Source organism: Stenotrophomonas nematodicola, assembly GCF_009467805.1.
Lineage (GTDB): Bacteria > Pseudomonadota > Gammaproteobacteria > Xanthomonadales > Xanthomonadaceae > Stenotrophomonas > Stenotrophomonas nematodicola.
In genome coordinates, this window is sequence record NZ_WIAY01000005.1 from 185,701 (window position 1) to 206,679 (window position 20,979).

Annotated in this window: 15 protein-coding genes and 1 tRNA gene; 4 read left to right on the forward strand and 12 right to left on the reverse strand. The window is 68.9% G+C overall.

From position 1 onward, the window contains the following. Positions 1-73 precede the first annotated feature (73 nt). On the reverse strand, positions 74-1,441 hold the full coding sequence (gene pmbA / locus GDJ08_RS15365; protein ID WP_136003162.1) for a metalloprotease PmbA: 1,368 nt from the start codon (positions 1,439-1,441) through the stop codon (positions 74-76). Between the two features lie 68 nt (positions 1,442-1,509). Between pmbA and yjgA the strand changes: the two genes are divergently transcribed. Beyond that, positions 1,510-2,121, forward strand: coding sequence for a ribosome biogenesis factor YjgA (gene yjgA, locus GDJ08_RS15370; protein ID WP_136003161.1), 612 nt, complete (start codon positions 1,510-1,512; stop codon positions 2,119-2,121). An 80-nt stretch (positions 2,122-2,201) separates the two neighbouring features. Here the strand turns inward: yjgA and tldD are convergent, their stop codons facing one another. From tldD to GDJ08_RS15390, 4 genes are read right to left on the reverse strand one after another with little or no spacing between them, the layout of a single operon-like run. Continuing rightward, positions 2,202-3,647, reverse strand: a complete 1,446-nt coding sequence (gene tldD, locus GDJ08_RS15375) for a metalloprotease TldD (RefSeq protein WP_017355120.1) — start codon at positions 3,645-3,647, stop codon at positions 2,202-2,204. A gap of 53 nt (positions 3,648-3,700) precedes the next feature. Continuing rightward, positions 3,701-7,567: a YhdP family protein gene (locus GDJ08_RS15380; RefSeq protein ID WP_153165201.1), complete on the reverse strand. Its 3,867-nt coding sequence runs from the start codon at positions 7,565-7,567 to the stop codon at positions 3,701-3,703. 45 nt (positions 7,568-7,612) lie between these two features. Continuing rightward, a complete protein-coding gene (gene rng, locus GDJ08_RS15385) occupies positions 7,613-9,100 on the reverse strand; it encodes a ribonuclease G (protein ID WP_136003158.1) in 1,488 nt (495 codons plus the stop codon). Beyond that, positions 9,093-9,701 carry a Maf-like protein gene (locus GDJ08_RS15390; protein ID WP_153165202.1) on the reverse strand — a complete coding sequence of 203 codons (609 nt, stop codon included), beginning with the start codon at positions 9,699-9,701 and terminating at the stop codon, positions 9,093-9,095. The genes rng and GDJ08_RS15390 overlap by 8 nt, the downstream gene beginning before the upstream one ends. A 130-nt stretch (positions 9,702-9,831) precedes the next feature. On the opposite strand from GDJ08_RS15390, the gene GDJ08_RS15395 reads away from it, so the two are divergent. From GDJ08_RS15395 to GDJ08_RS15405, 3 genes are all read left to right on the forward strand, one after another. Continuing rightward, complete coding sequence (locus GDJ08_RS15395; protein WP_153165203.1) at positions 9,832-10,566, forward strand: SIMPL domain-containing protein; 735 nt, start codon at positions 9,832-9,834, stop codon at positions 10,564-10,566. A gap of 211 nt (positions 10,567-10,777) precedes the next feature. Further along, complete coding sequence (locus GDJ08_RS15400; protein ID WP_153165204.1) at positions 10,778-11,446, forward strand: energy transducer TonB; 669 nt, start codon at positions 10,778-10,780, stop codon at positions 11,444-11,446. Between the two features lie 174 nt (positions 11,447-11,620). Continuing rightward, the gene (locus tag GDJ08_RS15405) at positions 11,621-14,419 is read left to right on the forward strand and encodes a TonB-dependent receptor (RefSeq protein WP_153165205.1); all 2,799 of its coding nucleotides are present in this window, start codon (positions 11,621-11,623) and stop codon (positions 14,417-14,419) included. A gap of 201 nt (positions 14,420-14,620) precedes the next feature. Here the strand turns inward: GDJ08_RS15405 and GDJ08_RS15410 are convergent. The 7 genes from GDJ08_RS15410 to leuS all read right to left on the reverse strand — a co-directional run bounded on the left by GDJ08_RS15410 (position 14,621) and on the right by leuS (position 20,894). Beyond that, positions 14,621-14,697: transfer RNA gene (locus tag GDJ08_RS15410), tRNA-Asn, on the reverse strand. A gap of 69 nt (positions 14,698-14,766) precedes the next feature. After that, complete coding sequence (gene rlmH, locus GDJ08_RS15415; protein ID WP_136003155.1) at positions 14,767-15,237, reverse strand: 23S rRNA (pseudouridine(1915)-N(3))-methyltransferase RlmH; 471 nt, start codon at positions 15,235-15,237, stop codon at positions 14,767-14,769. An 84-nt stretch (positions 15,238-15,321) separates the two neighbouring features. Then, positions 15,322-15,756 carry a ribosome silencing factor gene (rsfS, locus tag GDJ08_RS15420; protein WP_136003154.1) on the reverse strand — a complete coding sequence of 145 codons (435 nt, stop codon included), beginning with the start codon at positions 15,754-15,756 and terminating at the stop codon, positions 15,322-15,324. 58 nt (positions 15,757-15,814) lie between these two features. Then, positions 15,815-16,480 (reverse strand): nicotinate-nucleotide adenylyltransferase, encoded by a 666-nt coding sequence (gene nadD, locus GDJ08_RS15425; protein ID WP_136003153.1) that lies wholly within the window; start codon positions 16,478-16,480, stop codon positions 15,815-15,817. Positions 16,481-16,483: 3 nt separating this feature from the next. Further along, the gene (holA, locus tag GDJ08_RS15430) at positions 16,484-17,521 is read right to left on the reverse strand and encodes a DNA polymerase III subunit delta (protein ID WP_136003152.1); all 1,038 of its coding nucleotides are present in this window, start codon (positions 17,519-17,521) and stop codon (positions 16,484-16,486) included. A gap of 27 nt (positions 17,522-17,548) precedes the next feature. Further along, the gene (locus GDJ08_RS15435) at positions 17,549-18,145 is read right to left on the reverse strand and encodes an LPS-assembly lipoprotein LptE (RefSeq protein ID WP_017356013.1); all 597 of its coding nucleotides are present in this window, start codon (positions 18,143-18,145) and stop codon (positions 17,549-17,551) included. Between the two features lie 103 nt (positions 18,146-18,248). Further along, complete coding sequence (gene leuS / locus GDJ08_RS15440; protein ID WP_017356012.1) at positions 18,249-20,894, reverse strand: leucine--tRNA ligase; 2,646 nt, start codon at positions 20,892-20,894, stop codon at positions 18,249-18,251. Between the last annotated feature and the right edge of the window lie 85 nt (positions 20,895-20,979).

Sequence of the window (20,979 nt, forward strand, 5' to 3'; positions counted from 1 at the left end):
AAAGCTCCTTGTGCGGTAAGTGGGTAGTGCGCGGCAGGCTCCCCGCCTGCCAGGGCAGCTTGAATAGAATACGTCAATCATTACCGGCAACGGTCATCCGCCCGATCAGAATCGACCCCACGTGAACATGGGAGCGGCGGTCGATATCGGTGCCTACCGCTTCGATGCTCGCAAACATGTCCTTCAGGTTGCCGGCGATGGTGATCCCGTCCACCGGATAGGTGATCTCGCCGTTTTCAACGCGGAACCCGCCTGCACCGCGCGAGTAGTCGCCGGTGACGCCATTGACCCCCTGCCCCATCAGTTCGGTGACCAGCAGCCCCTCGCCCATCTGCCGCGCGATGGCAGTCAGGTCGCCCGCATTGGCGGTGACCTTGAGGTTGTGCACGCCGCCGGCATTGGCCGTGGTCGGCAGGCCCAGCTTGCGCGCCGAGTAACTGCCCAGCACGTAGCGCTGCAGGATCCCGTCGCTGACCAGCGCCGAGTCGCGGGTCGCCACCCCGTCGCCGTCGAACGCCGACGAACGCAGGCCACGGCGCAGCAGCGGCAGTTCCTCGATGCCGAACCAGTCCGGGAACAGGCGGGTGCCTGCGCTGTCGAGCAGGAAGCTGGCACGGCGGTAGAGCGCACCGCCGGAGACCGCACCCAGCAGGTGGCCGATCAGCGAGCGTGCCACCTCCGGTGCGTACAGCACCGGCATCTGCGCGGTCGCCATCGAGCGCGGCTGCAGCCGGGCCACGGTCCGCTGTGCGGCCTGGCGGCCGATCGCCGCCGCCGATTCGAGGTCCTCCCGGGCCAACGCACTGCTGTACCAGCCATCGCGCTGCATGCCGTCGCCGTGGCCGGCGATCAGCGCGCAGCCGATCGAATGGTGGCTGCTGCGCTCGCGGCCGATGAACCCGTGCGAGTTGGCGTACACCGACAGACTGGTCGCGGTGGCCGCCGAGGCGCCATCGGAATTGCTGATGCGCGGGTCGGCTTCGCGCCCGGCCGCTTCACAGGCCAGGGCCAGGTCCAGCGCCTCGTCGGCCCCCAGCGCCCACGGATGCCAGCCGTCCAGGTCGGGGAACGTGCGGGCCATCAGGGCCGCGTCGGCCAGCCCGGCCGCCGCGTCGTCCTCGGTGTGCCGGGCGATCGCGCAGGCCTGGGCCACGGTGGACTCCAGGCTGGCGTCCTGCAGGTCGGCGGTGCTGGCGCTGCCCTTGCGCTGGCCAAAGTAGACGGTCACCGCGATGCCGCGATCGCGGGTGGATTCCACCGTCTCGACCTCGCCCAGGCGCACATTCACATCCAGCCCCCGTTCCTCGCTGCAGCTGACTTCGGCCTGGCTGGCGCCCAGGGCCCTGGCCCGCTCCAGCAGGCGCTGGGAGATGTCGGCCAGCTGCTCCAGGCGCTGCAGGCTGTCGTCGGCCGGGGAGACTTCAGGGGAGATCACGTTCAATGCTTTATCCTGTACGGGTGAGTGCCTGGCGCGACGCCGGGCACAGTTCTGGATGTGGAAATAAGACGATGCGCGGACGCGACGAAGAAACCGGTGAATTCCTTGATATCAGCCGCAGCCAGAACCGGCGCGACGCGCTGGATGTCCTGGCTCTGGGCGAAAAGCTGGTCTCGCTGACCCCGGCCCAGCTGGCCCGCGTGCCGGTGCCGGAAGACCTGCTGCCGCACATCGCCGAGGCCAAGCGCATCACCGCGCACATCGCCCACAAGCGCCAGCTGGCGTTTCTGGCCAAGCACATGCGCCGCGAGGACGACGCCGTGCTGGATGCGATCCGCGACGCGCTGGACGCCAACAGCGAGACCTCGCGCCGTGAAGTGGCCACCATGCACCGCGTGGAGGACTGGCGCGAGCGCCTGATGAAGGACGGCGACAAGGCGCTGGGCCTGCTGCTGGCCGAGTACCCGCACGCCGACCGCCAGCAGCTGCGCACGCTGGTGCGCAACGCCCAGGCCGACCGGGCCAAGAACAAGCCGCCGCGGGCCTACCGCGAGATCTACCAGGTGCTGCGCGGGCTGATGCTGCCCGCCGCGCTGGGCCTGGAAGACCTGAACGCGGCGGACGCCGCGGCCGACGCGGACGCGGACGGCGACACCGACGGCGACGATCGCGCCGACGACTGAGTCCACGCGCCCACGCGGCGGCGCCAGCAATGTGCTGGCCCGCGCGCGGTGTGGCGACAGGGACAGGCGCATCCGGCGGCTCAGGCCTGGGTGCCGCCCACGGTGATGCCATCGATCAGCAGCGACGGCTGGCCCACACCCACCGGCACGCTCTGGCCATCCTTGCCGCAGATGCCCACGCCCTCGTCCAGGGCCAGATCGTTGCCGATCATGCGCACCTTCTGCATCGTCTCCGGGCCATTGCCGATCAGGGTCGCGCCCTTCACCGGCGCGGTGATCCGCCCGTCTTCGATCAGGTAGGCCTCGGTGGCCGAGAACACGTACTTGCCGCTGGTGATGTCGACCTGGCCGCCACCGAAGTTGACCGCGTACAACCCCTTCCTGACGGACCGGATCATCTCCTCCGGATCGTGCTGCCCGGCGCGCATGTAGGTATTGGTCATGCGCGGCATGGTCATGTGCGCGAACGATTCGCGGCGGCCGTTGCCGGTCGGCGCCACGCCCATCAGGCGGGCATTGAGCGAATCCTGCATGTAACCGACGAGGATGCCGTCCTCGATCAGCGTGGTGCACTGGGTCGGGTGGCCTTCGTCGTCAATGTTCAGCGAGCCGCGGCGCCCGTCCAGGGTACCGTCGTCAACGATGGTCACGCCCGGCGCGGCCACGCGCTCGCCGACACGCCCGGCGTAGACGCTGGTGCCCTTGCGGTTGAAATCGCCTTCCAGACCGTGGCCGACCGCCTCGTGCAGCAGCACCCCGGGCCAGCCCGGGCCGAGCACCACGGTCATCACCCCGGCCGGCGCGGGGATCGCCTCCAGGTTGACCAGCGCCTGGCGCAGCGCTTCGCGGGCGAAGGCTTCCGGGCGCCCGTCGGCGAACAGATCGGCATAGCTGTAGCGGCCGCCGCCGCCGGCATAGCCGGATTCGCGCCGGCCGTGCTGTTCCACGATCACCTGCACGTTCAGGCGCACCAGCGGCCGGATATCGGCGGCCAGCACGCCGTCGCTGCGCGCGATCAGCACGGTATCCACGCCGCCGGACAGGCTCACCATCACCTGCTGCACGCGGGGGTCTGCCGCGCGCAGGTACTGGTCCAGGCGCTTGAGCATCTCGACCTTGGCCTCGTTGCCCATGCCGTCGATCGGGTCCAGCGCCGGGTACAGGGCGCGACCGGTGCCCCGCACCAGCGATCGCGCCGACTGCGCCCCGCCCTCGCGGGAAATGGCACGTGCGGACTGTGCCGCGGCGAGCAGCGCATCGCGATGGATGTCGTCGGAATAGGCAAAACCGGTCTTCTCACCGGCGATGGCGCGTACGCCCACGCCCTGCTCGATCGAATGGGCACCGTCCTTGACGATGCCGTCTTCCACGCTCCAGCTTTCGCGCCGGGCGTGCTGGAAATACAGGTCGCCAAAGTCGATCCCCGGCCCCAGCAGGGTGCCGAAGGTGCGTTCCAGGCCATTGGCGTCCAGCCCGGCGGGCAGGAGCAGTCGGTCGTGGGCCAGCGAGAGTGCGTTGTCGGTCATGTCATCTATCTGAGGGCGCCGGTCGCCATCGCAACCCGGGCGCGGGAAAAGGGTCAGCGCGGGGTCGGGCGGGCAGGGGCCGGGGCCGGCTTGAGCGCATCGTCGCGGTCGATCACTTCGACCTTGGGTTCGGCCCAGGGGCCGGTCACACGATAGGTTTTGGCGCCGATTTCGCCCAGCGGCTTGGACAGCACCGCGTTGGCGGCGGCGCCCACGGCGGCGCCGACCGGGCCACCGGCGACCGCGCCGACCACGGTCAGCAGGTTGCCGGCACGCGGATTCACGTCGATCGTCTGGTCGAACTGCTGGCGGCGCAGGTCCGTCTGGCCGCGGATGCTGATGTTGGCCGCCGGCCCTTCGATCAGCACCTTGTCGGTGGTGGCCATGCCGCCGGCGAATGCCAGCGTGCCTTCGACCTGGTTGAAGGCGAATCCCTTGGAGAAGAAGTCGCGGAAATCGAACATCAACCGGCGCGGCAGCTGTGTCACGCTGAGCAGGCCCAGTACGCGTCCGGCGCCGGGCTCCAGCTCCAGCAGCTGGCCATTGCGGGCATGCACGTCCAGGCGCCCTTCCAGCGCGCCCAGCTGGAAGTCCGACGGACCGCCCGGCCAGCCGGCCTGCAGCTGCAGCTGGCCCTGGCCACCGCGCAGCTGGCCGCCGTAATCCAGGTTCTTCATCAAGCCCCCCAGATCCTCGCTCTTCACGTCCACCGTGAGCTGGGTACGGGCGGCCGCGCCCATGCCCATCCAGCGCCCACGGACATCGATGGCCTGCTTGGGCGAGCGGAACTGCAGCTGGTCCACGCTCAGGCCATTGGCCATCGGGCGGGTCCGAAGCACCGCCTTGCCCAGCGTGGCCTTGCCGAACTGCAGGTCGTCGATGTCCAGCGACAGCGGCGGAATCCTGGCCGGGTCGGTGTCGTTGGCGCTGGCCTGCACCCGTGCCGCCAGCAGCGCGTCGCTGGGCAGCACGATCGGCGCGCCATCGCCCGGCGCCTTGACCGGCGTCGGCAGCGACTGCCAATGCACGCGGCTGAGCGTGCCGGAAATGGTGCCGCCATCGGCATTGGGGACATCCAGGCGGCCGGCCAGCGAGGGCCCGTCCAGGCGCACGTCCACGCTGTTGCCGGTGGGGCGCAGCTGCAGACGGGTCTGCTGGAACACGCCACCGGCCAGCAGCAGCTGGCCGACCTGCACATCCACATGCCGCAGCGGCATCGGGTCCTTGCCGTCGTCGCCGCCCGGCGAGCGCGCCAGGCCGATCCACTCCAGCGCATCCAGCGAGCCGCTGCGGCCATTGACCACCAGGCCGCTGGCCGGCGGCTCGCGATCGACCTGGCCACTGCCGAGGGTGACCTGCACGCCGGTCTGGTTGTTGTGCATGCGCGCGGCCAGGGCCAGGCGCTGGCCGAACGCCACATCCACCCGGCCACTGCCCATCGGCAACTGCGCTGCCACCGAGGTGGCCAGCGGCACGTCGGCCGGCTTGTCCAGCGGCGCCGGCAGCTCCAGGCGCGTGCCGACCAGGTCCGAATGCAGACGAAGCTCGGTCGGTGCCGGCGTTCTGCTGCCGGCGGCGACCTTGGGCAGGGTCACGCCGATGGTCCAGCGCGACGTTCCGTGGATGTAGGGCTTGAGCCAGTTCAGCTCCGGCGCGCGGTCGAGCAGGCCGCCGGCGTCGAGCGAGGCGGTCAGTTCGGATTCGAAGGCTTTCTGGGGGTCCTGCACATAATCGCCGGCGCGCAGGCTGAGTACGCCGTCCTGGCCGAGGTGGCGCACCGACAGCAGGTTGGCGTCGAAGCCGCCGCGCCCGTAGCGCGCCTGCCCGCGCATGGCATCGAAGGCCAGCTCGAAGCGCTTGTCCGACAGACTGGCACCGTCCAGCTCGACGGTGCCCTGCAGGTGCCCACCGGGGTCGCCGTGGTGCAGCGGCTGCAGCAGGTCGAAGGTGACCGCGGCCGGTCCCTTGGCGGTGAGGTTGTCCAGGGTGTCGCCGTAAGTGGCCTGCAGCGGGCTGCGGCGCAGCATGGCCAGCAGCGCGCCGGCATCACTGCGGGTGGTCGCCTTTACGTACAGGCCGGTCTGGCCGAAATCGGCAATGCCGGCATCGAAGTGGTTCACCGCCACCCCGGCCAGGTCGCCACTGCCGTGCAGCTCGAAGCCGGGGCCGATGAAGGCGATGCCGGCGTTGACCTTGTCCATCGTCGGCCAGTCGTGCTGGAAACGGATGCTGCCGTTGTCGATGTGGCCGGTCGCCTCGAACCGTCCGTTGTTGTGGTCGAACGGCCAGTCCTCCAGGTCGCCGGTGACCAGCCCCACGCCGCCGCGCACCTGCCCGGACACCAGCGCGGCGTCGAGCCAGTCAGTGGCGCCCTTGCTCATCCTGGAATGGATCCAGAAGCGCTTGGCGGTGGTCATCGGCACGTCATCGATCTTCGCCGCCAACTGCAGCCACGGGCGCGTGCCATCGCCCTGGAACCACACCCCACCGCGCACATCGGCGGCATAGTCGGTGCCCTGCACGCGCAGTGCCGGAGTGCCGATCCGCCAGCCGCCGGCCTCGTCGCGCCAGGCGACCATGCGTCCGGCCAGACGCACGTCATGGCGCTGGCCGAAACCGGTCGGCCAGTCGAAATGCATCACCCGTGACGGCACCAGGTCCAGCGCGAACCCATCGGCGTCACCGGTAACGTGGCCACCCACGCCGCTCAGGCCCGGGGAATGCCCGGCCGGCGCGAAGCGGATCTCATCCAGTTCACCCTCGATCGACAGCCGACCGCCCTGCTCCCCGGCCACCCGCACACGGCTCATCCGCACCTGCGGCGCGGCGGCGTGCAGCCAGCCGCGCAAACCCGGGTCGATGCGGTCGCTCAGCGCCAGGCCACGCAGCAGTGCGGTGGCATCGAGGTTGTCGCCGGACAGCGCGAACTGCTGGCCGCCGGCGATCAGCAGGCCATCCAGCTGCTGGGTCCGGCCTTCCATGCCGATCCGCAACCGCGGCGCATCCGCCCGCCAGCCCCCCTTCACCCAGCGCCAGCGGGCGCGCAGCTGCAGGGTATCCAGGGCCAGCTGCGGGCGGGTACCGTCGGCCAGCGGTGCGCCGCGCAGGCGCACGCCCTGCAGGTCGGCATCGGAGGTCACCATCACTACTTTGTTGTCGCGCAGGTCCACCCAGGCATTGAACTCACCGGTGCCCTGCTGCAGCGACACGCCACCCGCCTTGAGCAGGCCGGACCAGGCGCGGAAATCCGCCGGATCAGCCGCCAGCCAGGCCTGCCCGTCGCCGTGGTGACGGTCGAAATCCACCACGGCGGTCAGCGGCTGCGCGGCCGGGTCGGCCCAGGCGCGGGCGCCCACCCGCAGCCGCTGGCCGTTCACGCGCAGGCGCAGGTCGATGCGTGGCAGTTCGGCCTGCAGGCCGATCGACGGCGCATCCACGCTCAACCGGCCGCCGATCACCTGCAGTTCGCCGAGGCGTCGCAACGTGTCCAGTGGATCGCCGCCGCCAGCCTGCGGCAGGCCGCGCACCGACCAGCGCCCGTCGGCGGCACGCTGCAGCACCAGCGCCACGCCGCGCAGGCGCAGCTCGGTCAACGAGTGGCCCGGCAGCAGGCCGGCATACATCGACACCAGCACCTCGGCTTCGCCGATGCGCAGCCCCTCGCCGGCCCCGATGCGCAGGCCCTTGAGCTGCAGCAGCGGGCCGCGCCGGGTCCAGGCGGTGTCCACCCCATCGAACCGGACCGGCTGACCGGCGCGCGCGCTCAGCCAGGCCGCCACTTTGTCCGGGTGCCGCTCGGCCAGGGGCAGCAGCTGACTGACGGTGCCCACCAGCACCGCCACGCAGACCAATACGATCGCCACGGCATACACAGCATGGCGGCGAATCCTTCGCAGTCGCAGTCGAAGCGGCGTACTCATCGCAACGCGTGGACGCCCGCGCCGCGCGGCGCAGGCGGATGACGGTCAGAGCAGCACGACATCAAACTGCTCCTGCAGATACTGCTCGTCGGCCTGGAAGCGGATCGACTTGCCCAGGAATTCCTCCAGCTCTGCCACCGCCGAGGATTCCTCGTCGGTGATGCGCGCCACGACCTTGGTCGAGGCGATCACCAGCAGCCGCGCGGCATCGAACTGGCGCACGGCCCGGGTGATCTCGCGGAAGATCTCGTAGGTGACCGTTTCGGCGGTCTTGATCGAGCCGCGGCCGCTGCATTCCGGGCAGGGCTCGGACAGCTGCCGCTCCAGACTTTCCACGGTGCGCTTGCGTGTCATCTCCACCAGGCCCAGTGGCGAGAACTCGTACACGGTTGTTTTGGCATGGTCGCGGGCCAGTGCCTTTTCCAGGGTGCGGAGCACCTGGCGGCGGTGCTCGGCATCGTCCATGTCGATGAAGTCGATGATGATGATGCCGCCCAGGTTGCGCAGCCGCAGCTGGCGCGCCACGGCCTGTGCCGCCTCCAGGTTGGTGCGGAACACCGTCTCCTCGAGGTTGCGCTGGCCCAGGAACGAACCGGTGTTCACATCGATGGTGGTCATCGCCTCGGTCTGGTCGATCACCAGGTACCCGCCCGACTTGAGCGGCACCTGCTTGTCCAGCGCGCGACCGATCTCGTCCTCGACCCCGAACATGTCGAAGATCGGCCGGTCGCCGCTGTACAGCTCCAGCTTCTCGGCCAGCACCGGCATGTACTTGGCCACGAAGGCCTGCAGCTGGGCGAAGGTCTCCTTGGAGTCCACCTTGACCTTGTCCACGTCCTTGCGGATCAGGTCGCGCACCGAGCGCAGCGGCAGGCTCAGGTCTTCGTAGATCACGCTGCAGGGCGCGGCATCGCGGCCGCGCCGCTCGACCACGTTCCACACCCGCGACAGATAGGCCACGTCCTCGGCGATGGCTTCAGCGGGCTGGCCTTCGGCGTTGGTGCGCACGATGTAGCCGTAGCCGCCGTGCTGGGCCGACAGCTCGGTCACCAGGCTCTTCAGGCGGGCACGTTCGGCCTCGTCCTCGATCCGGGCCGAGACCCCGACCACCTTGGACTGCGGCAGCAGCACCATGTAGCGCGAGGGAATGCTGATCTGGGTGGTCAGGCGCGCCCCTTTGGTGCCGATCGGGTCCTTGACCACCTGCACCACGATGTCCTGGCCGTCACGCAGCAGTTCCACGATCGGCACCGACGACGGCGGCGGCAGCGTGGTGCCTTCGGTATCGGCGCTGGCCACCGGGGCGGGCCGGATCACATCGTTGGCGTGCAGGAACGCGGCGCGCTCCAGCCCGACCTCGACGAACGCCGCCTGCATGCCCGGCATCACCCGCTGCACCTTGCCCTTGTAGATGTTGCCGACCACGCCACGACGCCAGCCGCGCTCGATGTGCAGTTCCTGCAGCATGCCGTTCTCGATGACGGCAACGCGCGTTTCGCGCGGGGTGACATTGACCAGGATTTCTTCAGACATGGACGACACCCTCCGTTGGCGTGGTGGAAGCAGCGGGCGGAACGCCAAACGCCTGCAGCAACTGCTCGGTCTGTTGCAGGGGCAATCCCATCACACCCGAATAGCTTCCCGCCAGATGGCGGATGTATCGTTCGGCGCCGCCCTGGATGGCATAGGCGCCGGCCTTGCCCATCGGCTCGCCGCTGGCCACGTAGGCTGCGATCGCGTCGTCGTCGATGTCGATGAAACTCACCTCCGACACCACCAGGACACTGTCGTGGCGCCCGGCCGCGGCCAGCGCCACCGCGGTCATCACCTGATGGGTACGCCCGGACAGGGCGCGCAGCATCGCGCGGGCATCGGCGGCATCGGCGGGCTTGCCGAACACGCGGCCGTCGAGCACCACCTCGGTATCCGAGCCAAGCACCACGGCCTGCGCGTCGTCGGCGACCAGCGCCAGACCCGCGCGCGCCTTGTCGGCCGCCACGCGCTGTACGTAGTCGGTGGCCGATTCGGCGGGGCCGCGGATTTCAGGCACGTCCAGGTCCAGCGCGCGGAAGGGCCGGTCCAGGCGCGCGAGCAGCTGGTTGCGTCGGGGAGATCGGGAGGCAAGATAAAACATCGCGGAAGCATAACCTGTGGCTACTGTCTGAATCGCGAGCAACCGTGTCGAAACGTGATCGACCCCGGCAAAGCTCACGACACGTTCATCGCCCCGACACCAACCTCAACGCCTTCACAAGGAGATGTACATGCGCCGCCATTCGTTGTCCCCCCTGCTGCTTGCCCTGTCCCTTGCCCTGGGAACCTCGATGACCGCACACGCCCAGTCCCAGCCCGCCGTTGCCGTCGCAGCCGACGGCACCCTGCTCAATATCTCGGCCAACGCCGAGGCCCGGCGCGTGCCCGACGTGGCCACGCTCTCGGCCGGCGTGGTCACCCAGGCCGTCGATGGCAACACCGCCATGCGACAGAACGCCGAACAGATGGTCAAGGTGCTGGCGGCGATCAAGGCCGCCGGCATCGCCGAGCGCGACGTGCAGACCAGCGGCGTCAACCTCAGCCCGCAGTACCGATATGCGGACAATGAAGCGCCGAAGATCACCGGCTACCAGGCCAGCAACACGGTCAGCCTGAAGGTCCGCGACATCGCCAAGCTCGGCAAGGTGCTCGATGCGCTGGCCGCGCAGGGCGCCAACCAGATCAACGGCCCGCAGTTCGAGATCGACCAGCCCGAGCCGGTGTACGACGAGGCCCGCCTGGCCGCACTGAAGAAGGCCCAGGCCCGCGCCGAGACCTATGCCAAGTCGCTCGGCCTGCGCGTGCGCCGCATTGTCAGCATCTCTGAAAGCGGTGGCGGCAACTTCCGCCCGGTGATGATGCGTGCCGCCGCTGCGCCGATGGCCGCCGACGTCGCCACCCCTGTCTCGCCGGGCGAATCGACCGTCTCGGTCAACCTGGACGTGGTCTTCGACCTCGGTCGCTGAGCCTGCCGCCAGGCGGTTCCCACGACGGCGCCCCAGGGCGCCGTCGTCCTGTCCGGCGCCGGTTCCTGAGCGCCAGTGAAACGGCTCCCCCGCGCATGGCTTCCGGGGCATGCCCTGCTCCGGTATTGCTGTCATTGCGCGGCCTCCTCTCAACCCCGCAGGCCGCGCTGGCACGTTGATGTTCCCGCACATCTGGCAAGGAGAGTGGAGCATGGTCCGTACGCAGCCCCCCGTGATGCCCCTGCAACTCGATGTTTCCCGCGTGCTCGGTTGGAGCACGGCGCTGGCCCTGCACGTGCTGGCCTTGATGCTGCTGCTGATTCCGGCCGCGTACGTGGCCGCGCCTGCCCAGCGCGACCGCCTGTCCGTGCGCTGGATGACCGCCACGCCCACCCCGCCGGTGCCGCCACCGGACATCGTGACCGTCGACCCGACGCCGCCGAAGCCCGCCCCGGCGGTCCCGACGCCACGGGTCGCGCCGCCGCAGGCCCCGCCGACCGCCAGCGCCGACGATCGCCTGGCCGTGCCGCCGCTGCCGGCCAGCGAGCCGGCCATGCCCTCGCTGGAGCCGTCCACCGCCGTCAGCGGCGGGCCGCCCGCGCGGGGCGTGCAACTGCAGTACCGCAGCGCGCCGCCACCGGCCTATCCGATCCAGGCCATTCGCGACGGTCAGCAGGGCACGGTGCTGCTGCGGGTCCGGGTGGGTACCGACGGCCGCCCCAGCGAGGTGACGATCGAGCGCAGCAGCGGCTCGCGCACCCTGGACAGCGCCGCCCGCCTGCAGGTACTGCGCCACTGGCGCTTCGTCCCGGCCATGCGTGACGGCCAGGCGGTGGTCGCCGACGGCCTGGTGCCGGTGGACTTCTCGCTGCCCCGATGAGTCCATACGGCGGGGCGCCTGGACGACGCCCCGCCCATCTCCCGACGGACGGCGTGGCGGGTTAAGCAATTTTTCACACTTACGTCACCTGCTGGAAACCTAGATTGGCGCCGTCGGCCGCCGTTCCGGTGCCGATCTTTCGCCATCGTAGGTTTTCCAGTCAGGAGAGAAGCTGTGAAACACCCGGTCCAACGGCTCGACAGCAGCCGCCGCAATACTCTGGCCCATTCCATTTCCACCTCCCTGACCGGCAGCATGCTGCTGCTGGCGGGCGCACTGGCCAGCTCTTCTGCCTTCGCCCAGGAGCAGGCCACCAACCTGGACCGGATCACGGTCACGGGTTCCAACATTCCGCGCACCAACACCGAGACCCCCTCCCCGGTGCAGGTGGTGACCCGCCAGGAAATCGACCGCACCGGCAAGACCACGGTGGCCGAATACCTGCAGACGCTCACCGCCGACGGCGCCGGCTCCATCCCCAAGACCTTCGGCAACGGCTTTGCCGGCGGCGGCGCCGGCATCTCGCTGCGCGGCCTGGGCGCCGGCTCCACGCTGGTGCTGTTGAATGGCCGCCGCATGGCCACCTATGGCCTGGCCGATGACGGCCAGAAGGTCTTCACCGACCTGAGCACCATTCCGCTGGACGCGGTGGAGCGCATCGAAGTCCTCAAGGACGGCGCCTCGGCCATCTACGGGTCGGACGCCATCGCCGGCGTGGTCAACATCATCCTGCGCAGCGACTTCAACGGCGCCATCCTGCGCGCGTCCTACGGCCTGTCCGGCGACAGCGACGGCGATGCCAAGAAGGCCACGCTGACCGCCGGTACCGGCGACCTGGCCACCGATGGCTGGAACGCGTTCTTCAGCCTTGACGTGGGCAAGACCGGCGCCATCAAGATCAGCGACCGCAAGAACCGCAAGTGGATCGGCACCGGCGACATCCGCCGCTGGGGCTACGATGCCGGCGATGCGCAGTTCCTCGGTGGCGCCTACCTCAGCGGCGGCACCGCCGGCGGCACCGGCCCGAACGGCTCGGTGTTCGACAGCACCGGCCATCTGGTCGCCCTGCCCGGCTGCGCCGGCCTGACCACCATTCCCGGCCAGACCGATGCCACCGCCCAGGCCCAGGGCTGCCTGTGGGATCCGGCGCAGCAGTTCCGCGACCTGACCCCCGAAGAGAAGTACGTCAACGTGTTCGGCCGTGCCAGCTTCGCCTTCGGCGAAGGCGGCGAGGTCTACACCGAGATCGGCTACTCCAAGAAGGAGACCGTGTTCTCCAATACGCCGTCCGGCGTGTCCGGCGGCTGGGGCTATCCCGGTGGCCCGGTCAATGCCAACAGCGGCCCGGGCGCCACGGTGCTCGGCCCCACCCACCCGGACAACCCGATTCCCGGCCAGGCCTCGCGCCTGCGCTACTCGGCCTGGGACGTGGGTCCGCGCGTCACCAACAACACCAACGAGTTCAACCGCTTCCTGGTCGGCGTCAAGGGCAACTGGGGTGAGTGGAGCTACGACACCGCCTACCTGCATTCGGGTACCGACCTGACCAACAAGCGCACCGGCTTCCTGCGTTACAGCGCGGTCCGCTGTGCGCTGGGCGACCCGAACTGCGCCGGCGGCGTGTGGCGCATCGGCGACAACGCCGGGCAGAACACGCAGGCGCTGTATGACTTCATCTCCCCGACCATCAGCGCCCGCGCCAAGTCCAGCCTGGACATGTTCGACTTCACCGTGTCGCGCAGCCTGATGGACCTCAAGGGCGGCCCGCTCGGCCTGGCCCTGGGTACCGAATGGCGTCGTACCAGCAACAGCCTGACCCCGCAGACCTACACCGACGTGGGCGACATCATCGGCCTGGGCTACTCGGCCTATGACGGCACCCAGAACGTGTACGCCGGCTACGTCGAACTGTCCGCACCGGTGCTGGAGCAGCTGGAACTGTCCGCCGCCGTCCGCTACGACAAGTACGAAAGCGGCGAAGGCAAGGCAACGCCGAAGCTGGGCGTGAAGTGGACCCCGGTCGACTGGGTGGCGCTGCGCGCCAGCTACGCCGAAGGCTTCCGTGCCCCCAACCCGGCTGAAAACGGTGACGGTGGCCTGGCCGCCTTCTCCAACGCCCGCGATCCGGCCCGCTGCGCCGCCAGCGGCAACGATCCGGCCGAGTGCGGCGCCCGTCAGGTCGCCATCATCACCCGTCCCAACCCGGGCCTGAAGCCGGAGGAGTCCAAGAGCTACTCGGTGGGCATCGTGCTGCAGCCGACCTCCACCACCTCGCTGACCGTCGATGCGTGGGAAATCAAGCGCACCAACGAAATCGCCCAGGGCAGCACCGCCGACGCGATCGCCGCCGGCAATGTTCTGCGCGACAGCAACAACCTCAACGGGGTGCCGAACACCGGTACGATCCTGGCCGTCAACACCGCCTACGTGAACGCCAACTCGTCGCGCGTGCGTGGTATCGACACCGACATCCGCCAGACCTTCGACCTCGGTCCGGGCCAGCTCGAGCTGGACATGCAGTGGAGCCACGTGCTCAAGTTCGAGCGCACCGAAGGCAGCAGCACGGTCGATTACGTGGGCACCCACGGCAACTGCGATGTGACCAACTGCATCGGCACGCCGCAGGACCGCATCAACTTCGGCACCACCTGGAAGCAGGGCAACTGGAGCGTGAGCGGCGTCGCCAACTACATCTCCAGCCTGGACAACAAGGATGCCCGCGGCGGTTCGTACCTGGCCTTCTACGAAGACGGTACGCCGGTCGAGAAGATCTCCTCGTTCACCACCTTCGACCTGTCCGGTCGCTGGAACGTGACCGAAGCGTTCGAACTCAACGCCTCGGTGCAGAACGTGTTCGACAGGATCGCTCCGCTGGATCCGAGCACCTACGGCGCGGTCAACTACAACCCGCTGCACTTCAGCGGCGCGGTTGGCCGTTACTTCACCGTCGGCGCCAAGTACACCTTCAACTGATCCACCGCACGTAGCGAGCAGAAAGCCCGGGCATTGCCCGGGCTTTTTGTTGGCGCCCGCGCAGAGCCGGGTCCTACCCGGCTGCTCTGCGCGCATCCCCCACCACGATCAGTGCCGCGCTGCACGGAGCCAGCCGACCCGCGGTCGGCGCTACCAGCGATGCAAAAAAAACCTCGCATCGCTGCGAGGCTTTTCAAAACTTGGCGCCCGAAGTTGGACTCGAACCAACGACCCCCTGATTAACAGTCAAGTGCTCTAACCGGCTGAGCTATTCGGGCGGGGTGCGCATTGTAACCAGTTTTTCGCAGGATGTAACCCGTTTTTCCGCAATTCGCTCGCGCTCGATGTCACGCCCGATGATACGGGTGGTTGGCCAGCATCGCCGCGGCGCGGTACAGCTGCTCGGCCACCACCAGGCGCACCAGCATGTGCGGCAGCGTCAGCGGCCCGATCGACCAGGTTTCATCTGCCAGCGCGGACACCTCCGGCGAGTGGCCTTCCGGCCCGCCGATCAGGAACGCCATGTCCCTGCCCTGTCCGCGCCAGTGCTCAAGACGCTGTGCCAGCTGCTCGGAGCTGAGCTGGCGGCCCGGCACGTCCAATGCCACCACATAGGCATTCTTCGGCAGGGCCGCGATCACCCGCTTGCCCTCGTCCTCCGTTGCACGGCGCGCGTCGCGGCCCTTGCCACGCAATCCTGGCTCGATCTCCACCAGCTCGAACGGCAGCCAGTGCGACAGCCGTTTCTGGTACTCGGCAAAGCCCTGCGCGACCCAGGCGGGCGCGCGTTCTCCGGTGGCGATCAACCTGGCTTTCATCTCACTGCTCCTGCTGGCGGCAGGTCTGCCGCAAAAACGACAACGGCGCCCTCGGCGCCGTTGTCCCGATCCACACCTGCGGCATCAGCGCGCGGCGTAGTCGTCTTCTTCGTCCGCGTCGTCGAGCAGGCTCGGCGGCTGGTCGCCGACCGTCCACAGGCGCTCCAGCGCATAGAACTCGCGCACGCGCGGCAGCATCACGTGGACAATCACGTCGCCCAGGTCGACCAGCACCCACTCCGCTTCGCGCTCACCTTCCACGCCCAGCGGCATCACGCCCAGCTGCTTGGCGAACTTCACCACCTCATCGGCGATCGACTTCACATGGCGGCTGGACGTGCCCGACGCGATCACCATGTAATCGGCGACGCTGGACTTGCCGATCACATCGATCTCGACGAGATCCTTGGCCTTCAGTTCTTCGGTGGCCTTGCGCACGCACTCCAGCAACTGATCGTTGGACGGTGCGGGGCTGGGCAGTTGGACCTTGATGGTCTGGGGCTGGGGTTGGTTGCTCAAAGCGGGGAGACTCGATAAATGTGGGGCCGATTATACGGGGCGATGGGCGCCCGCGTATTCACGTCCGGGATGCGCCGTACAGGCCGCGGTCGGCGATGTACCCGGCCACCGCCGGCGGCACCAGCGCCTGCCACGGCCCTCCGGCCTGGATCTGCTCGCGCACGCGGGTGGCCGACTCGGGCCGCAGCGGGGCCTCCAGCCGCAGCACGCGGCCGCCGGGCGTTTCCAGCAGGTCCTGCTCGCGTCGGGTCCAGCGCCCCTGCAAGGCCTGGGCGAGGGCCGGCGGCAGGGCCCGGTCCAGGGCGCTGCCCTGGCGATCGGCCACAATGAAGTGGGCCAGCCCGAACAGGGCCTCCCACTGGTGCCACTGCGGCAGCCCCAGCAGGCTGTCGGCGCCCACCAGCCATGCCAGCGGCCGTTGCGGCCCCAACACCTCGCGCAGTTCGCGCAACGTGTCCACGGTGTAGGACGGCACGCCAGGCAGGCGCTCGGCGCGCTCCAGTTCCTGCCGGTCCAGCAGCAGTCCCGGCTCGCCGTCGATCGCCAGGGCCAACATCGTGGCGCGATCGGCCGCCAACGCGCCCGGTATGGCCCGGTGCGGCGGATCGGCCGCCGGCAGCAGGCGAACCGCCACCTGCAGCTGGTCGCGTGCCGCCCGTGCGATGGCCAGGTGGCCCAGGTGCACCGGGTCGAACGTGCCGCCGTAATAGATGCGCAGCGGCATCGGTCAGGCGCGCGCCAGCAGGCGCACGGCGCGGGCCTCGGCCACGGCCAGCAGCAGCCGCTCCAGCGCCAGCCAGGCGTCGCCGTCGGCGCGTCCCTTGGCGATGCGGTCCACCAACCCGGCCTCGGCCACAAACCGCTCCCAGCGCTTGGGCTCGGGGTGGCGCTGCAAGGCACGCTTGAAGGGCGCCTGGCGCGACTCCCAGATGCCACGGCTCTTCATTTCCGCGGCCAGGTTGCCACCCCGCGCCTGCACCCGCGCCAGCCCGGCCGTGGCCAGCAGTTCGCGGATCACGATCGGGGTCAGCGCCGCCACGGCTTCGCCTTCGCCGCGCAGGCCGGCGAGCATGCGCAGGACCGCCGCTGGCTGCCCGGAGAAGGTGGCTTCCACCAGCCGGAACACGTCATAGCGGGCGGCATCGGCCACCAGCGACTCCATCGTCTCCACGTCCAGGGTCTGGCCCTTGGCGAGCAGCGCGAGCTTGTCGATTTCCTGCGCGGCCGCCAGCAGATTGCCTTCCACCCGCTCGGCCAGCCGCTGCACGGCCGGCGGATCGGCGCGCAGGCCGTGCTGGCGCAGGCGGCGCTCGATCCAGTCGGGCAGCTCGTGGGGTTTGATCGCCCAGGCCACGGACAGCACGCCGACGCGGCCCACCGCCTCGGCCCACTTGCCCTGGTGGGCCTTGCTCCAGTCATTGCAGGTGATCAGCAGGATCACGTCCGGCGCGGGGTTGGCACAGAACTGGCTGATCACTTCCGCGCCGTCCTTGCCCGGCTTGCCGCTGGGCAGGCGCAGCTCCACCAGGCGCCTGGCACTGAACAGGCTCGGCGCATTGAACGTCGCATCGAGCTGGTTCCAGTCGAAATCGCGGCCGTCGGCGTCAAACACCTCACGTTCGCTGATGCCGTCCCGCCGCGCACGGGCGCGTACCGCATCAGCCGCCTCCAGCACACGCAGGGTTTCCGGCCCGGCAATCAGATACACCGGCAGCAGGGCCTGGCTGGCCGGCTGGCTGGCAAGCTGTTCGGGGCGCAGTTCCATGCCGGTGCCCGGTCCGTGCGGACCGGGTCAGTTGCCCTGCGGCGGATCGACCGGCTGGGCCGGCGTCGCCGCCGGTTCACCCGGCTTGGCCGACAGTCGGCCGTGTTCCATCTCGGCACGCACCACGCTGTCGATGCGGCGCAGGATCGACGCGGACATCTCCCGGCGCAGTTCATCGGCGAGGATCTCGCGCTCGGTGGTCGTACCGGTGGCGTCGGTGGGCGGCGACACGTAGTCGCGCGACAGTTCGATCACCTGCTGCGGCACCAGCACGCTGCCGTCTTCGCGGCGGAACACGAAAATCACCGCGTAGCGCAGGCTGTATTCCTGGGCGCGGCCCTGCGCGTCGATGGCGATCGGCAGGTCGCCCCAACGCTCGGACACCACCTGCAGCTGTGCCACCGGCACACCGTCGGTGCTGTCATCGACACTGTCGGCATCGGCGACCACCGCGCCGGAAGACTGCAGCCCGCGACGGAGCAGCTTGGCCAGCTCGCTGTACGGGGCAGTGGAAACCACCTTCACCGCCGCCGCATCGGCCGGCAGCATCAGCTTGTTGCGCAGATGGAAGCCACAGCCGGCAAGGGTGGTGGTCAGAACGAGGGCAAGCAGGAATCGGGTCATGGGCACAGTCTGGGGGAGCCGGGCGGGCGCGGCAACAGGCATAGAAGATGCCCGATGCCGCGTGAACGTCGGTTGAGACCGGAGGCAGGGTTCGTGACCGCCCTCAGGCGGCCACGATGTTCACGATCTTGCCGGGCACGATGATGATCTTGCGCACGGTCAGGCCGTCGAGGAACTTGGCCGCATTCGGCTCGGCCAGACCCAGCGCCTCGATCTGGTCACGCGTTGCATCGGCGGCCACTTCGATGGTGCCACGCAGCTTGCCGTTGACCTGCACCGCCAACGTCACCGCATCACGCACCAGTGCACCGGCATCGACCTGCGGGAACGCCTGGTCTTCCAGCAGCGTCTCGGCGTTGCCCAGCACCTGCCACAGCGCATGGCTGGCATGCGGAGTGATCGGGTTGAGCAGCAGCACGGCCGCCTGCAGTGCTTCCTGGCGGACCGCACGGCCCTGTGCGGAAACATCATCGAACCTGGCCAGCGCGTTCATCAGTTCCATCACCGCGGCGATGGCGGTGTTGAAGCTGTGGCGGCGGCCGTAGTCGTCGCCAACCTTGCCGATGGTTTCGTGGGTCTTGCGACGCAGCGCCTTCTGCTCGGCGTTCAGCGCGGCCGCATCCAGCGCCGGTGCCTGGCCGTCGGCCGCATGCTTCTGCACCTGCGCCCACAGGCGGCGCAGGAAGCGGGCCATGCCATCCACGCCGGCTTCGTTCCATTCCAGCGACTGTTCCGGCGGGGCGGCGAACATCGAGAACAGGCGCACCGTGTCGGCGCCGTACTTGCTGACCATCGCCTGCGGGTCCACGCCGTTGTTCTTGGACTTGGACATCTTCTCGGTGCCGCCGATCTCCACCGGCAGGCCGTCGGCGATCAGCGTGGCGCCGGTGATGCGGCCGCGCTCATCGCGCTGTACGTTCACGTCGGCCGGATTGATCCAGTCCTTGTCCTTCGGATTCTCCGCGTTCCAGCGGTAGTAGGACTCGGCGATCACCATGCCCTGGCACAGCAGGTTCTGCGCCGGCTCGTTGCTGTCCACCATGCGCGCATCACGCAGCAGCTTGTGGAAGAAGCGGAAGTACATCAGGTGCAGGATCGCGTGTTCGATGCCACCGATGTACTGGTCCACCGGCAGCCAGTAGTTGCCGCGCTTGTCCACCGCATCGCGGGCGCCCGGCGAGGTGTAACGGGCGTAGTACCAGCTCGACTCCATGAAGGTGTCGAAGGTGTCGGTCTCGCGCTCGGCCGCGCCGCCGCAGTCGGGGCAGGTGGTCTTGCGCCATTCCGGATCGGCCTTGATCGGCGAACCGGTGCCGACGAAGCTGACGTCTTCAGGCAGCACCACCGGCAGCTGTTCTTCCGGCACCGGCAACGCACCGCACTTGGGGCAGTAGATCACCGGAATCGGGCACCCCCAGTAGCGCTGGCGGCTCACGCCCCAGTCGCGCAGGCGGTAGTTCACGCGGCGCTGGCCCTGGGCCTTGCGCTCGAACCGTTCGGCCAGCGCCTCGAAGGCGCCCTGGAAATCCAGGCCGTCGAACTCGTCGGAGTTGATCAGTTCGGTCTCGCGGGTCTTGTCGCCGTACCAGTCCTGCCAACGCGTCGCGTCGTAGGCGCCCTCGTCCTTGCGCGGCGACTTCAGCGCGATGACCTGGCGGATCGGCAGGTTGTACTTGTTGGCAAATTCATTGTCGCGCTGGTCATGGCCCGGTACGGCCATCACCGCGCCGGTGCCATAGCCCATCAGCACGAAATTGGCGACCCACACCGGGACCTGGGCCCCGGTGACCGGATGCACGGCGCGCAGGCCGGTATCCATGCCGCGCTTCTCCTGGGTTTCCAGTTCGGCCTCGGAGACGCCACCCTGCTTCATTTCGGCCAGCAGTGCGGCCAGCGCCGGGTTCGACTTCGCCGCGTGCTGGGCCAGCGGATGTTCGCCGGCGATCGACACAAAGGTCACGCCCATCACCGTGTCCGGGCGCGTGGTGAACACCCGCAGCGGGTCCAGCGCGCTGCCGTCCACGTCGCGCACGTCGAACTGGATTTCCAGCCCTTCGGAGCGGCCGATCCAGTTGCGCTGCATGGTCTTGACCGACTCCGGCCAGCCCGGCAGCTCATCCAGGCCGTCCAGCAGTTCCTGGGCGTAATCGGTGATGCGCAGGAACCACTGCGGAATCTCGCGCTTCTCCACCAGGGCACCGGAGCGCCAGCCACGCCCGTCGATGACCTGTTCGTTGGCCAGCACGGTCTGGTCGATCGGGTCCCAGTTCACCACCGCGTTGCGGCGGTAGGCCAGGCCCTTGCGCATCAGACGGGTGAACATGCGCTGTTCGTGCACGTAGTACTCGGGCGTGCAGGTGGCGAATTCGCGCGACCAGTCGATCGCATAGCCCAGCGATTTGAGCTGGCTGCGCATGTGGCCGATGTTGGCGTAGGTCCACTTGGCCGGCGCCGTCTTGTTCTTGATCGCCGCGTTCTCGGCCGGCAGGCCGAACGCATCCCAGCCCATCGGCTGCAGCACGTTGTGGCCGGTCATCCGCTTGTAGCGGCTGATCACGTCACCGATCGTGTAGTTGCGCACATGGCCCATGTGCAGCGCACCGGACGGGTACGGCAGCATCGACAGACAGTAGAACTTCGGCTTGTCCGAAGACTCGTTGACCTCGAAGGCACGGGTGGCGTCCCAGAATTTCTGGGCGACGGATTCAACCTGCTGCGGGTCGTAGACGTTGGGTTCGACGCTGGTCATGGAAACACGGATGCGGCGGCAAAGCGGCACAGGGTACCGCAGTGCGGCAAAGGGCTCCAATCGGCGCGATCATCTGCCCTCGCCG

What these genes read in the sequence shown, in the direction of transcription:
- rlmH (WP_136003155.1), bottom strand. Translation starts at nt 15,237, where the DNA reads ATGAAAGCCAGGTTGATCGCCACCGGAGAACGCGCGCCCGCCTGGGTC.
- tldD (WP_017355120.1), bottom strand. Translation starts at nt 3,647, where the DNA reads ATGACCGACAACGCACTCTCGCTGGCCCACGACCGACTGCTCCTGCCC.
- leuS (WP_017356012.1), bottom strand. Translation starts at nt 20,894, where the DNA reads ATGACCAGCGTCGAACCCAACGTCTACGACCCGCAGCAGGTTGAATCC.
- GDJ08_RS15395 (WP_153165203.1), top strand. Translation starts at nt 9,832, where the DNA reads ATGCGCCGCCATTCGTTGTCCCCCCTGCTGCTTGCCCTGTCCCTTGCC.
- GDJ08_RS15400 (WP_153165204.1), top strand. Translation starts at nt 10,778, where the DNA reads ATGGTCCGTACGCAGCCCCCCGTGATGCCCCTGCAACTCGATGTTTCC.
- yjgA (WP_136003161.1), top strand. Translation starts at nt 1,510, where the DNA reads ATGCGCGGACGCGACGAAGAAACCGGTGAATTCCTTGATATCAGCCGC.
- GDJ08_RS15380 (WP_153165201.1), bottom strand. Translation starts at nt 7,567, where the DNA reads ATGAGTACGCCGCTTCGACTGCGACTGCGAAGGATTCGCCGCCATGCT.
- rng (WP_136003158.1), bottom strand. Translation starts at nt 9,100, where the DNA reads ATGTCTGAAGAAATCCTGGTCAATGTCACCCCGCGCGAAACGCGCGTT.
- GDJ08_RS15435 (WP_017356013.1), bottom strand. Translation starts at nt 18,145, where the DNA reads ATGACCCGATTCCTGCTTGCCCTCGTTCTGACCACCACCCTTGCCGGC.
- nadD (WP_136003153.1), bottom strand. Translation starts at nt 16,480, where the DNA reads ATGCCGCTGCGCATCTATTACGGCGGCACGTTCGACCCGGTGCACCTG.
- GDJ08_RS15390 (WP_153165202.1), bottom strand. Translation starts at nt 9,701, where the DNA reads ATGTTTTATCTTGCCTCCCGATCTCCCCGACGCAACCAGCTGCTCGCG.
- holA (WP_136003152.1), bottom strand. Translation starts at nt 17,521, where the DNA reads ATGGAACTGCGCCCCGAACAGCTTGCCAGCCAGCCGGCCAGCCAGGCC.